This is a genomic window from Pandoraea sp., assembly GCF_041919235.1.
Taxonomy (GTDB): domain Bacteria; phylum Pseudomonadota; class Gammaproteobacteria; order Burkholderiales; family Burkholderiaceae; genus Pandoraea.
The window spans coordinates 82115-98228 of the sequence record NZ_JAYRUC010000017.1 but is presented as its reverse complement, the minus strand read 5'-3'; the positions used below and the strand labels follow the sequence as shown (position 1 = coordinate 98228).

The 16114-nt window shown below is 65.0% G+C and carries 10 protein-coding genes and 1 pseudogene; 8 read left to right on the top strand and 3 right to left on the bottom strand.

The genetic code is table 11. The annotated features are described in order from the left end of the window. Positions 1-176 precede the first annotated feature (176 nt). The 4 genes and pseudogenes from apbC to gltS form a co-directional block, all read left to right on the top strand. Positions 177-1268, top strand: a pseudogene (apbC, locus tag ACE3UG_RS14985) (iron-sulfur cluster carrier protein ApbC); the annotation flags it as partial. A 123-nt stretch (positions 1269-1391) separates the two neighbouring features. Beyond that, a complete protein-coding gene (dcd, locus tag ACE3UG_RS14980; protein ID WP_374625192.1) occupies positions 1392-1961 on the top strand; it encodes a dCTP deaminase in 570 nt (189 codons plus the stop codon). A 104-nt stretch (positions 1962-2065) separates the two neighbouring features. Beyond that, on the top strand, positions 2066-4351 hold the full coding sequence (locus ACE3UG_RS14975; protein WP_374625190.1) for an Orn/Lys/Arg decarboxylase N-terminal domain-containing protein: 2286 nt from the start codon (positions 2066-2068) through the stop codon (positions 4349-4351). A 345-nt stretch (positions 4352-4696) separates the two neighbouring features. Then, positions 4697-5911 (top strand): sodium/glutamate symporter, encoded by a 1215-nt coding sequence (gene gltS / locus ACE3UG_RS14970; protein ID WP_374625188.1) that lies wholly within the window; start codon positions 4697-4699, stop codon positions 5909-5911. 108 nt (positions 5912-6019) lie between these two features. On the opposite strand, the gene argH is transcribed toward gltS, so the two are convergent. The 3 genes from argH to ppc all read right to left on the bottom strand — a co-directional run bounded on the left by argH (position 6020) and on the right by ppc (position 11554). Then, the gene (gene argH, locus ACE3UG_RS14965; RefSeq protein WP_374625186.1) at positions 6020-7417 is read right to left on the bottom strand and encodes an argininosuccinate lyase; all 1398 of its coding nucleotides are present in this window, start codon (positions 7415-7417) and stop codon (positions 6020-6022) included. A gap of 133 nt (positions 7418-7550) precedes the next feature. Next, positions 7551-8369, bottom strand: coding sequence for a gamma subclass chorismate mutase AroQ (aroQ, locus tag ACE3UG_RS14960; RefSeq protein WP_374625184.1), 819 nt, complete (start codon positions 8367-8369; stop codon positions 7551-7553). 227 nt (positions 8370-8596) lie between these two features. After that, entirely contained in the window at positions 8597-11554 is a 2958-nt protein-coding gene (gene ppc, locus ACE3UG_RS14955; protein WP_374625182.1) for a phosphoenolpyruvate carboxylase, read from the bottom strand. 79 nt (positions 11555-11633) lie between these two features. Here ppc and hemC point away from each other — a divergent pair, with 79 nt between their 5' ends. The 4 genes from hemC to ACE3UG_RS14935 are packed head-to-tail and all read left to right on the top strand — an operon-like array spanning position 11634 to position 15957. Next, positions 11634-12602: a hydroxymethylbilane synthase gene (gene hemC / locus ACE3UG_RS14950; protein WP_374625180.1), complete on the top strand. Its 969-nt coding sequence runs from the start codon at positions 11634-11636 to the stop codon at positions 12600-12602. Further along, entirely contained in the window at positions 12599-13633 is a 1035-nt protein-coding gene (locus ACE3UG_RS14945) for a uroporphyrinogen-III synthase (RefSeq protein ID WP_374625178.1), read from the top strand. Before hemC ends, ACE3UG_RS14945 begins: the two co-directional genes overlap by 4 nt. Next, a complete protein-coding gene (locus tag ACE3UG_RS14940) occupies positions 13620-14774 on the top strand; it encodes a uroporphyrinogen-III C-methyltransferase (protein WP_374625176.1) in 1155 nt (384 codons plus the stop codon). Before ACE3UG_RS14945 ends, ACE3UG_RS14940 begins: the two co-directional genes overlap by 14 nt. Before the next feature lie 10 nt (positions 14775-14784). Then, the gene (locus ACE3UG_RS14935) at positions 14785-15957 is read left to right on the top strand and encodes a heme biosynthesis protein HemY (RefSeq protein WP_374625174.1); all 1173 of its coding nucleotides are present in this window, start codon (positions 14785-14787) and stop codon (positions 15955-15957) included. Positions 15958-16114: the final 157 nt, after the last annotated feature.

Genomic DNA, 16114 nt, shown 5'->3' with positions numbered 1-16114 from the left:
CAGGCGCGCCGTCTTTTACAATAGCGCTGAGTGTCAACCGCAGGCAAGGAGAGTTTGCCGCGGCGGCTGGTTCGCCACAACACGCGCGCCTCGCATGCTAATCGAGAGCGTGCGCCACGGATGTTACAAGTTGTTAGCGCGCGCCGGGGCTTTCCCGGCGCGCCTCGACCGAGCGAGAGACCCCTATGGAAGTCGCCCAAATCAATGAAGTGCTGCGTGGCATCGTCGATCCCGACACCGGACTCGACCTGATTGCCGGAAAGTATGTGAAACAGATCGCGGCCGAGCATGGCCACGTCGGTATCCAGATCGAATTCGGTTATCCCGCGAAGAGCCAGTTCGAAGCGATGCGCACGCGCATCACCGATGCCGTCGGCAAGCTGCCCGGTGTCGAGCGCGTGGCCGTCGACATCAGCCAGAAAATCGTGGCGCATGCCGTACAACGCGGGGTGAAGCTCCTGCCCAACGTCAAGAACATCGTGGCGGTGGCCTCGGGCAAAGGCGGCGTGGGTAAGAGCACCACTGCCGTGAACCTGGCGCTCGCGCTGGCGGCGGAAGGGGCCAGCGTCGGCATTCTCGACGCCGACATCTATGGCCCGTCGCTGCCCACGCTGCTGGGCATTCACGGCAAACCGGAGTCGAAAGACGGCAAGACGCTCGAGCCGATGATTGGCCACGGCCTGCAGGCCAGTTCGATCGGCTTCCTGATCGAGCAGGACAATCCGATGGTCTGGCGCGGCCCGATGGTCACGCAGGCGCTCGAACAACTGCTCAACCAGACGAATTGGCACGACCTCGACTACCTGATCGTCGACATGCCCCCGGGCACCGGCGACATTCAGCTCACGCTCGCGCAGAAAGTGCCGGTCACAGGGGCCGTCATCGTCACCACGCCGCAGGACCTGGCGCTGCTCGATGCCCGCAAGGGGCTCAAGATGTTCGAGAAGGTCGGCGTGCCGATCCTGGGCCTCATCGAGAACATGAGCGTGCACATCTGCTCGAACTGCGGGCATGAAGAGCCGATCTTCGGCGTGGGCGGCGGTGAGCGCATGAGCCACGATTTCGACGTCGAACTGCTGGGCAAGCTGCCGCTGGAGATGAGTATCCGCGTGCACGCCGATGCCGGCATGCCGAGCGTGGTGGGCGACCCGGACGGCCCGGTGGCGCAGCGCTACAAGGCGATTGCCCGCAAGATGGCGGTGAAGATCGCTGCGCGGCAGAAGGACATGACGAGCAAGTTCCCGTCGATCGTCGTGCAGAACACGTAAGGACGGCGTGCAGCAGGGCTGGGAGCCCCGCGCGGCGCGGTGCGCGTGAAAACCTCACCGCACCGCAACAATCGCGTAAAATACGCCCACTTTTTCACGTACTACGCCCATTCAGGCCCACACATGAGCATCAAGTCCGACAAATGGATCCGGCGCATGGCCGAGGCGCACGGCATGATCGAGCCCTTCGAGCCGTCGCAGGTCCGGTATTCCCAGGACGGGCAGAAGATCGTCAGCTATGGCACGTCGAGTTACGGCTACGATATTCGCTGTGCGGCTGAATTCAAGATTTTCACGAACATCAATTCGACGATTGTCGACCCGAAGAACTTCGATGAAAAATCGTTCGTCGACTTCTCCGGCGATGTCTGCATCATTCCGCCGAACTCGTTCGCCCTCGCGCGCACCGTTGAGTACTTCCGCATTCCGCGCAATGTGCTCACCGTGTGCCTGGGCAAATCGACGTATGCGCGCTGCGGCATCATCGTGAACGTGACGCCGTTCGAACCCGAGTGGGAGGGCTACGTGACGCTGGAATTCTCGAACACCACGCCGCTGCCGGCCAAGATCTACGCCAACGAAGGCGTGGCTCAGGTGCTGTTCTTCGAGTCCGACGAAGTCTGTGAGACCTCATACAAGGATCGCGGGGGCAAGTACCAAGGACAGCGTGGTGTCACGTTGCCGAAGACCTAGCCTGCTACGCTCGACTCGCCGCCGGTGAGCACTCGCCCTATCGCACTGCCCAAGAGCCACGGCCATGTCGGACCGTGGCTCGTTCTTTTGTCGAAGGAACGCCAATGAAATTCCGTTTTCCGATCGTCATCATCGACGAGGACTTCCGCTCCGAAAACATCTCCGGATCCGGGATTCGCTCCTTGGCGGAGGCCATCGAAGCCGAGGGCATGGAAGTCAACGGCCTCACCAGCTACGGTGACCTGACCTCGTTTGCACAGCAGGCAAGCCGTGCATCGAGCTTCATCCTATCCATCGACGACGACGAGTTCGGTACCTTCTCGAGCGAGGCGGGGGGCGAAGGCGAGGGCGAACTGGCGCTCGCCATCATCAACCTGCGCGCGTTCGTGCAGGAAGTGCGCCGTCGCAATCCGGACATTCCGATTTTCCTGTACGGCGAGACGCGTACCTCGCGCCATATCCCGAACGACATCCTGCGCGAGCTGCACGGCTTCATTCACATGTTCGAAGACACGCCGGAGTTCGTGGCGCGTCACATCATCCGCGAAGCCAAGTCGTACCTCGACTCGCTGCCGCCGCCGTTCTTCCGCTCGCTCACGCACTATGCGGCCGACGGATCGTACTCGTGGCATTGTCCGGGGCACTCCGGCGGCGTGGCCTTCCTCAAGAGCCCTGTGGGTCAGATGTTTCACCAGTTCTTCGGCGAGAACATGCTGCGTGCGGACGTCTGCAACGCGGTGGAAGAGCTGGGGCAATTGCTCGATCACAATGGCCCGGTGGGTGCGTCGGAGCGCAACGCTGCGCGCATCTTCAATGCCGACCACCTCTTCTTCGTGACGAACGGCACGTCGACATCGAACAAGATCGTGTGGCATGCGACCGTGGCGCCCGGCGATATCGTCGTGGTCGACCGCAACTGCCACAAGTCGATCCTGCACGCGATCACGATGACCGGGGCCGTGCCGGTGTTCCTCACGCCGACGCGCAACCATCTCGGCATCATCGGCCCGATTCCGAAGTCGGAATTCGAACCCGAAGTCATTCGCGCCAAGATCGAAGCGAACCCGTTTGCCCGCGAGGTCCTCGAACGCGACCCGAACGCCAAGCCGCGCATTCTGACGATTACCCAGAGCACGTATGACGGCGTGGTCTACAACGTCGAAATGATCAAGGAATTGCTGGGCAACAACATCGACACGCTGCACTTCGACGAAGCCTGGCTGCCGCATGCCGCGTTCCACGACTTCTACCGCGACATGCATGCGATCGGCGAAGGTCGTCCGCGTTCGTCGGAGGCGACCATCTACGCAACGCACTCGACGCACAAGCTGCTCGCCGGCATCTCGCAGGCCTCGCAGATCGTGGTGCAAGACTCGGAAGCCCGCAAGTTCGATACGTACCGCTTCAACGAGGCGTATCTGATGCACACATCGACGTCGCCGCAATACGCGATCATTGCGTCGTGCGACGTGGCGGCCGCCATGATGGAGCCGCCGGGGGGCACGGCGCTCGTGGAAGAGTCGATCGTCGAGGCGCTCGACTTCCGCCGCGCCATGCGCAAGGTGGGCGGCGAGTACGGCGATTCGTGGTGGTTCTCGGTCTGGGGCCCGGACAACCTGGGCGACGAAGGGACGATTCAACGCGAAGACTGGGTGCTGCGCGCGAACGAGCGCTGGCACGGCTTCGGCGATCTGGCCGAAGGCTTCAACATGCTCGATCCGATCAAGGCGACGATCATCACGCCGGGACTGGACGTGGACGGCGAGTTCGGCGAGAGCGGTATTCCCGCCGCCATCGTCACCAAGTATCTGGCCGAGCACGGCATCATCGTCGAGAAGACGGGGCTGTATTCGTTCTTCATCATGTTTACGATCGGCATCACGAAAGGCCGCTGGAACTCGATGGTGACCGAGCTGCAGCAGTTCAAGGACGACTACGATCACAACCGTCCGCTGTGGCGCGTGCTGCCCGAGTTCGTGGCGCAGTTCCCGCGCTATGAGCGCATTGGCTTGCGCGATCTGTGCGACCAGATCCACAGCGTGTACAAGGCGAACGATGTCGCGCGCGTGACGACGGAGATGTACCTCTCGGACATGCAGCCGGCGATGAAGCCGACCGACGCGTTCTCGAAGCTCGCGCATCGCCAGATCGACCGGGTACCCATCGACGCGCTCGAAGGCCGTGTGACGAGCGTGCTCCTCACGCCGTATCCGCCGGGCATTCCGCTGCTGATTCCGGGCGAGCGCTTTAACGCCGCGATCATCGAGTATCTGCGCTTCGCGCGCGACTTCAACGAGCGCTTCCCGGGGTTCCACACCGATATCCACGGTCTGGTTGTCGAGGAAGTGGACGGACGCCCCGAGTACTTCGTCGATTGCGTGCGTCAGTAAGCGAGCGAGCCCGGCGAAAAAGCAACGGCCCCGTGTGCAAGCGCGGGGCCGTTTCTTTTGCCGTCGTGCGAAGGCGTTGCGACGCGCGTTGGCGCGCCTTATACGCCCGTTTTCGGCACCCGGATTTCAACATTGACACATTGTTGACCGCCGTATGCGCCGTCAGTGCGCGAGGATCGGAGAACTTGGCAGCGAGATTGAGTTATATGGTGGCGAATTGGTAGAGTTTGACGCGGAGCGCTACGTTTGTGGTTTGGCTCGATTTTGTATGATTTGGGTGATTTCCTGTTAATTGGTGCTGAATCGGTTGCTACACTCGACGCATTTTTTCGGGCAGGAGGGTTCATGGAAACCGGACAACTGGTGTTCAGTAACTACGGCACGCTCGTATGTGCCACGTTGGTGTTGTTGCTGGGACGCAAGCTGGTCGAATGGATCGGCCCGCTGCGTACGTACAGCATTCCTGAACCCGTGGCGGCGGGCTTGCTGGTGGCGCTGGGCGCGCTGGCGTTGCGCCAGTTTGGTCACGTTGAGCTGAAGTTCGACACATCGCTGCAAACGCCGCTCATGTTCGCGTTTTTCGCCACGATCGGTCTGTCGGCCAATCTGGCCAGCCTGAAGGCGGGCGGGCGTCGCCTGGTGCTGTTCCTCGGCGTGGTGGCGGGCATGCTGATCATGCAGAACGCGATCGGTGTGGGGCTGGCGTCGATGATGGGACTGGCGCCGGGCATTGGCTTGCTGGGCGGGTCGATCACGCTCGCGGGCGGGCACGGCACGGGCGCGGCGTGGGGTGACACCCTGACGTCTCGCTACGGCGTTCAGTCGGCGCTGGAAATCGCGATGGCTTGCGCAACGTTCGGGCTGGTGCTCGGCGGCTTGCTGGGCGGGCCGGTCGCGCGCTATTTGGTGGGGCGTCTGGGCAGCAAGGTGCCGGGCGTCGACGCGGCGAAGCAGCCTGCACCGGAGGGCTTCGAACAGCCGCACACGGTGCGTCTGATTACCCCGCAGGCGCTGCTCGAGACGGTGGCGATGATTGCGATCTGTTTGCTGGGTGGCGAGGTCATTGCGCGTTGGCTGGCGGGCACGGCGTTCGAATTGCCGACGTTCGTGTGCGTGCTGTTTACCGGCGTTGTCGTTCGCAACCTGCTCTCGCTCGTGGGTTACGAAGTGTTCGAGCGCTCGTTGTCGGTGCTCGGCAATGTGAGTCTGTCGCTCTTTCTGGCGATGGCGCTGATGACGCTGCGTCTGTGGGATCTCTCGACGCTGGCGTTGCCGATGGTCGTCATTCTCGTCGTGCAGGCGGTGTCGATGGCCGCGTACGCGATCTTCGTCACGTTCCGGGTCATGGGAAGCAACTACGATGCGGCCGTGCTTGCCGCCGGGCACTGCGGTTTCGGGCTCGGTGCGACGCCCACGGCCATTGCCAACATGCAGGCGGTGACTGAACGTTTCGGCCCGTCGCATATTGCGTTCCTGATCGTGCCGATGGTGGGGGCCTTCTTCATCGATATCCTCAACGCGCTCATCATCAAGGGATTCCTGTCGCTGCCGCTGTTCTGACGATGCGATTGCGGTGACACGCTCGCGCGCTCATGAAAAATGCCACCCGAAGGGGTGGCATTTTCGTTGGTGCGGGCGGAAGCGTGCGCGATGGCGCGCGTCGGCGATTTACTTGGCAAGCTTCGCGCGTGCTGCGGCGATGGCGCGCTGAACCTGCGCCGGCGCGGTGCCGCCGATGTGGTTACGGCTGGCGACCGAGCCTTCGAGCGTGAGGTAATCGAAGACGTCGTTACCGACCAGCGGCGAGAACTTCTGCAACTCGACGAGCGACAGGTCGGCCAGATCGATGTCGCGATCCGAACAGATTTTCACGGCGTGCGCCACGATTTCGTGGGCGTCGCGGAACGGCAGACCCTTCTTGACGAGATAGTCGGCCAGATCGGTCGCCGTCGAGAAGCCTTGCAGCGCCGCGTTGCGCATATTGGCTTCGCGTACCTTGATGCCCGGCACCATGTCGGCGAAGATGCGCAGCGTATCGATCACGGTGTCGACCGTGTCGAACAGCGGCTCCTTGTCTTCCTGATTGTCCTTGTTGTATGCGAGCGGCTGGCCCTTCATCAGCGTGAGCAGGGCGATCAGGTGGCCGTTGACACGGCCGGTCTTGCCGCGCGCCAGTTCGGGCACGTCGGGGTTCTTCTTCTGCGGCATGATCGAGCTGCCGGTGCAGAAGCGGTCGGCCAGGTCGATGAAGCCCACGCGCGGGCTCATCCACAGCACCAGCTCTTCCGAGAAGCGCGAGACGTGCGTCATCACGAGCGCGGCCGCGGCCGTGAATTCGATGGCGAAGTCTCGATCCGACACGGCGTCGAGCGAGTTTGCGCAGACCGCTTCGAAGCCAAGCGTCGTTGCAACGCGTTCACGATCGATCGGATAGCTCGTGCCGGCGAGCGCAGCGGCGCCGAGCGGCAGCCGGTTCACGCGGCGGCGCACGTCGAGCATGCGCTCGGCGTCACGGCTGAACATCTCGAAGTAAGCCATCAGGTGATGACCGAACGTCACCGGTTGGGCGACTTGCAGATGGGTGAAGCCGGGCAAAATCGTGGCGCTGTGTTGCTCGGCCAGATCCACCAGCGCGCGGCGCAGATCGCCGAGGTGATCGCCGATGCGGTCGATTTCGCTGCGCAGCCACAGCCGGATGTCGGTGGCGACCTGGTCGTTACGCGAGCGGCCCGTGTGCAGCCGCTTGCCCGCATCGCCGATCAGGGCGGTCAGACGCGCTTCGATGTTGAGGTGGACGTCTTCGAGATCCAATTGCCACTCGAACTCGCCACGCTCGATTTCGCTGCGAATCTGCGTCATGCCGCGCTGGATGTCGGCAAGATCCTGGGCGCCGATGATGCCTTGCGCCGCAAGCATGTCGGCGTGGGCGAGCGAGCCTTCGATGTCGAACAGCGCAAGGCGCTTGTCGAAGAAGACCGACGCCGTATAGCGCTTGACGAGTTCGGAAACGGGTTCGGAAAAGCGGGCCGACCAGGCTTCGCCCTTCTTGTGGAGTTGGGAGGTCATTGTCGTAGCGTGGCTTATCGAGGCCCATCGGGCCGGATTGAAGCGGGCCGTGGCGGAGCACGGTAAAGCGCGATTATACAGCCCCGGCGTCTGCGCCACGACTCGCCCGGCGCCGGGGCAGGGCGCCTTTCGGTCAGGGCGCCATCGATAGCGTCCAGATGCGCGGCGGCGCGGAAAGACACAGGCCCGAGGTCGCTTCGTCGAACGCCGCACGTTGCAGCGCTTCGAGTTTCGCCGCCTTCGCGATACGCTCGCGGGCCTGGTGGATGCGTGCCATGCGCGACGGATCGTCGGGCACCGCGCACAGGCGTGCGAGATCGTGCAGGAGCGAAGTGCCGAGCCGGTCGAGCGCCGGGCGCAGGCGCGTGGCCAGATCGACGGGCTCCCCGGGGGCACGGCCCTCGCGTGCCCAGCGCGCGAGCAAGGCGGTCTGCACCAGCTTGCCCGCCTCCATTTGCAGACGGAAGAAGGTGCGGGCTTGCGCGGGCGTCAGGCCGTACCGCGCGGCGCGGTCTCCCACACTGTCAAGCAGTGCCTGCTCGCGCGCGGTGTCCTGCACCGGCTTGCCAGACGTGTATTTGGTACGGGCTACCGCTTCGCTGATGGCCAGGCGCTCCAGAATGCCGTTCATCAGTGGATCGAGCACGGGATCGACGACCGGCTGCGGCTTGGCCGACGTGGCGGGCGATGTCGCGAGTGTTTGCGAGACAAGCCGCACGGCCAGGCCGCGCACGCCATGCGGTGCTGCGGCGGTCAGCATGTGGGAAGCGGAAGCGGAGACGTTGGCGTTGCCATCGCGCGCCAAAATATCGGGTGCGGCGGCCGCAGGTTCGGCCTGCACGCTGGCGCAAAGCAATGCGAGCGCGGTCGCCGTGACGCGTGTGGCGGCCCGTCGCGCGCGGGCGCCACGTGCCGTGAATGCGTTGGTGTTGGTGTTGGTGTTGGAATGCATGATGGATTGGCCCCCCGGCAGCCATCGGGTCGAATCCGTGGAAATATACCGTCCTATCGGTCGACTGTCGTTGGGTGGATTCCTAAGGGAGCGCAGGACGGCCAGCACAACGGTTGCGGCGGGTCGGCGATGGCGGGCACGGTGCGCCGGTCCCGCGTATTGCGGAGCCGGCGCATCGTTTTGTCGCGCGGGCGTCAGTCAGGAATCAACCCGCAATCAACCCGCGATCAACCCGTATTGCGCAGACCGGCCGCGATGCCGTTGATTGACAGGTGGATACCGCGCCGTGCGCGCTCGTCCGACTCGCCCGCCCGATGCCGTCGCAGCAGCTCGACCTGCAAATGGTTGAGCGGATCGAGGTACGGGAAGCGGTTCTTGATCGAACGTGCGAGCAGCGGGTTGTCCGCGAGCCGCTCCTCGTGACCGGTGATGAGGGCAAGCGCTTGCGACGTGCTCTGCCACTCGGCAACGATGCGATCGAACACGCGCTTGCGCAGTTTCACGTCGGGCACCAGTTCGGCGTAGCGTGAGGCCACGCCCAGATCGGTCTTGGCGAGCACCATATCCATGTTCGAGAGCAGGTTCGCGAAGAACGGCCAGCGCTTGACCATCTGACGCAGCGTCTCGATGCGCTTATCGCGACCGGCGTCGCCGGTGTTCGCACCGTCGCCGTCGAGATACGCGCCGACGGCGCTGCCGAAGCCGTACCAGCCCGTGATGAGCAGACGGCACTGGCCCCACGAGAATCCCCACGGAATGGCGCGCAGGTCTTCGATACGACGATTTTTCGGGTCCGAGAACTTGCGCGACGCCGGACGTGAGCCGATGTTGAGTTCGGCGATTTCCGCAATCGGGGTGGCCGAGAAGAAGTAGTCGGTGAAGCCCGGCGTTTCGTAGACGAGATCGCGATACGCGGCGAAGGCCGTGTCGGAGAGCGTCTGCATGACGGTCTCGTACGCGGCCAGTCGCGGCGGCTGGTTGCGGCTCGGCAGCAGCGTCGCTTCGAGCGTTGCGGCCACAATGGTTTCGAGGTTGCGCCGCCCGATCTCCGGGTTGGCGAACTTGCTCGCGATGATCTCGCCTTGCTCCGTCAGACGGATCTGCCCGTTCACCGTGCCCGGCGGCTGCGACAGGATGGCCTGATAGGTCGGGCCGCCGCCGCGGCCCACGGTGCCGCCCCGGCCGTGGAACAGGCGCAGCCGAATGCCCTTCTCCTCGAACAGATGCACCAGCGCGAGCTCGGCCTTGTAAAGCTCCCAGTTCGACGTCAGGAAGCCGCCATCCTTGTTGCTGTCGGAGTAGCCGAGCATGACTTCCTGCTCGCCGCCTTGCTGCGTCATGACGTCGGACATGCCGGGGATGTCAAAGAACTCGCGCATGATGACGGGTGCATTGCGCAAGTCGGCGATGGTCTCGAACAGCGGAATGACCATCGCGCCGACTTTGGGTTCGAGCGCCTTCGCTCCTGCGCCGCCGAGCGCGCCCTGAAACAGGCCCGTCTCCTTTTGCAGCATCATGACTTCGACCAGGTCGCTCACGGTTTCCGTGTGCGAGATGATGTAGTTGCGCACGGCGCGAGGGCCGAAGCGGGCGCGGATGTCGCGTGCCGCGGCAAACACCGCCAGTTCGTCGCGCGTGCGCTGCGAGTAGTCGAGGTACGGTGAGAAGAGCAGGCGCGGCTCGCGCAATTCGCGCAGCAGCAGGGCGAGCTTTTCCCGCTCGCCAAGCTTTGCGTAGTTCGCCTCGACACCCGCCTTGGCGAACAGTTCGGCGATGACCGCTTCGTGAATGTCCGAGCTTTGACGGAGGTCGATGCTTGCCAGATGGAAGCCGAAGACCTCGGCAGCACGCACGAGCGGGCCGAGCCGCTGCGAAATCAGCGCGCCGCCGTGATGCGCCATGAGCGACGCGACGACCGTATTCAGATCCGAGATGAATTCGCTCGCATCGAGATATGGGCTGGCTTTGCCGACCGCACCGCGATGCGGCACGTGACCGACCCACTCGCGAGCGGTGGCCGCCAGGCGTGCGTACACGCCGATGAGGGCGCGTCGGTAGGGTTCGTCGGTGCGGTGCGGCGAGTCGTCGGGCGAGCGACGTGCGAGGGTGAGCAGCGCGTCGCTCGCCCCGGCGAGCAGTTGCGAGACGGACAGCTCCGCACCCAGCAAGTGCACTTGCTCGAGGTAATAGGCAAAGATCTCGGTGGCCTGACGCGTGATCGCCAGTTGCAGCGTCTGTGCCGTGACGTTCGGGTTGCCGTCGCGATCGCCGCCGATCCAGCTCCCCATCTGCAGGAAGCGTCCGAGACCTTCGGGCCGAACACCGGGCACGGCGTCGTGCAGCTCGGCGCTTACATCGTCATACAGCGCGGGGATTTCCGAGAGGAACGTGCTGCGATAGTACGACAGCGCGTTTTCGATTTCGTCGGCCACCGTCAGCCGTGAACTGCGCAGCATACGGGTCTGCCAGAGCGTGGTGACGTAGGCCCGCATGGATTCGGTGTTGCGCGACGACTCGCGCTCGGTGACGGCGTCGTCGCGATGGGCCAGAAGGCGGGCGATTTCGCGCTCGGCGTCGAGAATACTCTTGCGCTGGACTTCGGTCGGGTGCGCCGTGAGGACCGGCACGATGAGCGCGCTCGCGAAGAACGCCTGCAGCGTGGCCGGGTCCGCACGGCCGGCGTCTTTCAGGCTATGCAGCGCGGCGCGCAGGCTGCCCGGCTGTGCGCGGCTGCCCGCGAGTGCGTGCACGCGGCGGCGTCGGTTGTGGTGGCGATCCTCGGCGATATTGGCCAGATGCGAGAAGTAGCTGAACGCACGCACCACCTGAATGGCCTGCTCGTTGGTCAGGCCATTGAGCAGTGTGTCGAGCGCGCGCGAGGCGCTGCGGTCGCCTTCGCGGTGAAAGCGCACGGCGTTCTGACGGATGGTCTCGACCAGATCGAAGGCGTCGCTGCCTTGTTGCTCGCGCAGCACGTCGCCCAGCAGGCGGCCCAGGAACCGAATGTCCTCGCGCAGCGGGGCGTCCTTGTCTTCGCGCGAGCGGCGAGCCTTGGACTTGGCCGGCAGGGTCGACGCCGCGCCGGGGGTGGATGGGGCCGCGGCTGCTTCGTTCGCGGGGGGAATGTTGCCGACCGACTTGGCGAGGCCCTCTTGCGGGGCTTTTGCCTTTGCGCTGCTCTTCATGTCGCTCCTCTCGAGACCAGCCGTTCGGGCCGGTCAAGCGTGTTACCATTTTTTCTTTTGGCCTTCACGCGGTTGCTGAATGAACTTCGCTGCTCCTGAAACCCTGGTGATCGCTTCGCGCGAGAGTCGGCTCGCCCTGTGGCAAGCCGAACACGTACGTGCCGCGCTGCACAAATTATATCCGCAGTGTCACGTGAGTATTCTCGGAATGACCACTCGGGGTGACCAGATTCTCGACCGATCGCTCGCGAAGGTCGGCGGCAAGGGGCTGTTCGTCAAGGAACTGGAACTCGCCTTGGCCGATGGACGGGCCGATCTCGCCGTCCATTCGCTCAAGGACGTGCCGATGCAACTGCCCGACGGCTTCACGCTGGCCGCCGTGCTCAAGCGCGAAGATCCGTGCGATGCGTTCGTGAGCAACGACTACGACAGTCTCGATGCATTGCCCAGCGGCGCGGTGGTCGGCACATCGAGCTTGCGCCGCGAAGTGAGTCTGCGCACCCGCTATCCGCACCTGAAGGTCGCGCCGCTGCGAGGCAATCTCGATACGCGACTGGGCAAGCTCGATCGGGGCGATTTTGCGGCGATCATTCTTGCCGCGGCCGGTCTCAAGCGCCTTGGCCTGGGTGAGCGCATTCGGGCCACGCTCGCGCCGGAAGTGAGCTTGCCGGCTGCCGGACAGGGGGCGTTGGGTATCGAAGTGCGCGCCGGACGGCCCGAAATCCTGCAATGGCTCGGTGCGCTGCACGATGCGCGCACCACGCTGGCCGTTGGTGCCGAGCGCGCGGTATCTCGTGCATTGGGCGGCTCGTGTCAGGTTCCGCTGGGCGCGTTTGCCGAATTCACGCCGCAGGGCGAACTGACGCTGCGCGCATTCATTGCGTCGACCGACGGCGCGACGGTGCTCCGCGCACAGGGCGCGGCCAACGTCGCCGAAGGCGATTTGGCGGGCGCCGAGGCGCTGGGCCGGCGGGTGGCGCAGGAACTCATCGATGCGGGGGGATTGGCGCTGGTGCCGCCGCCCGAGTCCAAGGACTCGTCCGCTTGAGCCCGCGCGCGCCCGTCGTGCCACCCGCCGCTGGCATTGCGCCGGAGAACGCCGGCACGCGGGCTGTGGCCGAGTCGGCGGCGACTGGCTCAGCCTGCGCCATCCTCACGCGCCCCGACGGGCAGGCGAGCGCACTCGCCAACGCGCTGAATGCCGAGGGCATCGACACGCTTGCCTTCCCCTTGCTGCATATTGCGGCGCAAGCCGACCCCGACGCATTGACGGCGCTCGACCGGGCATTGCGATCGCTATCGTCCTACGCGCTGGCGGTCTTCGTCTCACCGAACGCCGTGGCGCATGTGCTGGCGAGGCGGGCGCACCTGCAATCTCTCGATCGTCGAACGACCGCGCCGGGCGCGGATGCCGACAACGCCGACAACGCCGACAACGCTGAGGTCAACGGGAGCAGCCTGTGGCCCGCCGCCGTGCCGATTGCGGTGGTCGGCCCCGGCAGCGCGCAGGCGCTCGCCGACGCGGGCATCGCCGCGCCGCGGCATCGCGTCATCGTGCCGCCGGGTGGTCCGTCGGCACGGTTCGACTCGGAAGCGCTGCTTGCGCAGCTCGACCTCGCGTCGCTTGCCGGACGCCGCGTGCTGCTGGTGCGGGGGGACGGTGGCCGCGAGCTGTTGGCCGACACCTTGCGCGCGAGTGGTGCGCAAGTCGATATCGTGAGCGCTTACACGCGACGGGCGCCGGCACCGGACGCCGCCGCGTGGGCTGCGCTGGAAGCCCGGCTGGCCTCGCCCGCTCGCTGCGCCTGGGTACTCACCAGTTCCGAGGCCGTCCGGCACTTGGCGACGCTGCTCGTTGCGCGCTATGGCACGCGCGATGGCGCACACACGCCGGGTACCCCGCAAGTGTTGGCGCAAATTCTCGCCGCAAGGTGCTTTACGTCCCATGCCCGCATCGCAGATGCCGCGCGGGCCGCAGGGTTTGATAGGATTACGCAATGCGCGCCCGGCGACGAGAATCTGCTGGCGGCACTCAAAACATGGGCGGATCCCATTCAAGTCAAGCATGACGACAGATAATCGCGTTCCAGAGTCTCCCCAGAACCCGTCGGCGTCGACCGGCCCGGCGGCGTCGAATTCAACCGCTACCGGCAGTGCTGCTTACGGCGCGGCGGGTGTCCCGCCCGCGTGGCAGCCGCCTGAGCCGCCGCACAAGCGTCGCGGGTCGGGCGCAGCGCTGCCTTGGCTGCTCTTCGTGCTCGTGTCGGCGGGGGCGGGCATTGGCGGCTGGTCGCTCAACCAGAAGCTCGACCGCGTTCAGCAGGAAATGGCGCGCCGTCAGCAGGCGGGCGACGCGCAGGTCATGCAAGCGCAGGTGCGAACGGCACAGGCGCTCGACAATCAACGCGATCTGCAGAACCGGCTGACGTCGCTCGAAGCACGCGTGTCCGATTCGCGCAGCCAGCAGGCGGCGCTCGAGCAGCTTTACCAGGAACTCGCGCACAACCGCGACGAATGGGTGCTCGCCGAGACCGAGCAGATCGTCACGAGTGCCAATCAACAATTGCAACTCGCCGGCAACGTGCGCGGTGCGTTGATTGCGCTCGAGGGCGCAGACGCACGGCTGGCGCGCTCCGGCGCCCCGCAACTCGCTGGCGTGCGTGACGCCCTGAAGAAGGACATCGACCGCCTCAAGGCCGTGCCGGCCGCCGATCTGCCGCAACTGACCGGCAAGCTCGATCAGGCCATCGCCATGATCGACACGCTGCCGTTGCGGGCCGAGGCGCAACGCGTGGCGCCGACGCCGGTGGCGGGCGGACCGGATGCCGCTGGCGAGACGGGCTGGGTCGCGACGTGGCACCGTTTGTCGTCGGAAGTGCTTGGCAGTCTGAAGCAACTGGTTCAGGTTCGGCGTCTGGACGATCCGGACGTGATGCTCGTAGCGCCGGAGCAGGGCGCTTTCCTGCGCGCGAATCTCAAGCTTCGGCTGCTCAATGCACGTCTGGCGCTGCTGGCGCGCAACCCGTCTGCGGTGCACAGCGATGTGCAGGTCGCCCAGGCCGCGCTCGACAAGTATTTCGATGCCAAGTCGCGCCGTATCGCCGCCGTGAAAGCGTTGCTCGACCAGGTCGACTCGGGTTCACACACGATCGAACTGCCGACCCTTGACGCCAGCCTGACCGCCATCGGTCAGGTCAAGGACGTCAAGGACAAGCCGTAAGGAGCCGCGCATGCGAGGATTGATCTGGTTGACGCTCCTGTTCGCGGTGGCGGCCGGCTTTGCCGTGCTGGCCACGTTCAATCACGGGCAGGTGGTGATGCTGGTGCCGCCGTATCGTGTCGACGTGTCGCTGAACCTGTTCGTGCTGGCGTTGCTGGCGTTGTTCGTTGCGCTGTACGTCGTCATTCGTATTCTGCGCAACATTTACAAGATGCCGGAACGCGTGGCGGCATACCGCAGCCGTCAACGCAGCCGCCGCGCGAACATCGCGTTGCGCGACGCCGTGGCGAATCTGTTTGCGGGGCGCTATACGCGCGCCGAGAAGGCGGCGCGCGAAGCCGCCGAGCAGGACGACAATCGTGGCGTGGCTGCGATCATCGGTGCGCGTGCGGCACATCGCATGCGTGAGTTTGCACGGCGCGACGCGTGGCTGGCCGAAGCGCAGGGGGCGAACCTGGAAGAGGCGCGCCTGCTGCAAACGGCCGAACTGCGGGTCGATGCCCGCGACGCGGAAGGGGCGCTCGAAGCGCTCACCGAGATGCGGGCACAGGGCGCGCGGCGGATGCAGGCACAGCTTGTCGCACTGCGAGCGCATCAGCATCTGAAGCATTGGCCTGAAGTGCTGAATCTGCTCAAGGTGCTCGACAAGCGCGAGGCGCTTCACCCGGCGCTGGCGGCCAAGCTCAAGCAAACGGCCAGCGAGGGTATTCTGCGCGATCACCGGCATGACGCCGACGCACTGCTCAAGTGTTGGCACGAATTGCCCGCCGAGGTGCGCACGTCGGCGCGCATTGCCGATGTTGCTGCCGAGTTGCTGATTTCGCTCGACCGTCTGCGCGAGGCGCGCGACATCGTCGAGGGTGCGCTGGTCGAGCACTGGGATGCCCGTCTGCTGCGCCGCTACGCCGATTGCGCGGGGGGCGATGCCCTTCCACTCATCCAGAAGGCCGAGGCATGGCAGCAGCGACATCCGAACGATCCCGATCTGCTCTTCGCGCTGGGTAAGCTTTGCCAGCACCAGCGGCTGTGGGGCAAGGCGCAGACCTTCCTCGAAGGCGCGCTGCGACACACCGACGAGCGGCATTTGCAGCAGCGCGTGCATCTGGCGCTGGCTCAACTCTTCGAAGGCCTCGGCCAGATGGATCAGGCCAACCGTCACTATCGGGCCTGCGCAACTGTGTAAGCCTGCCTGAGCAGCAGTCCGGAGACGGGCGACTTGATTTCGGGGGTTGATGTCAGCGGTTGATGTCAGCGGTTGACCTCGGCGGGGGCGCGACACGCCGGCCTGTGTCGTTCTGCGAGTCGTTGACGGGCATGCGCAACGTTGGAGATTAAAAGGT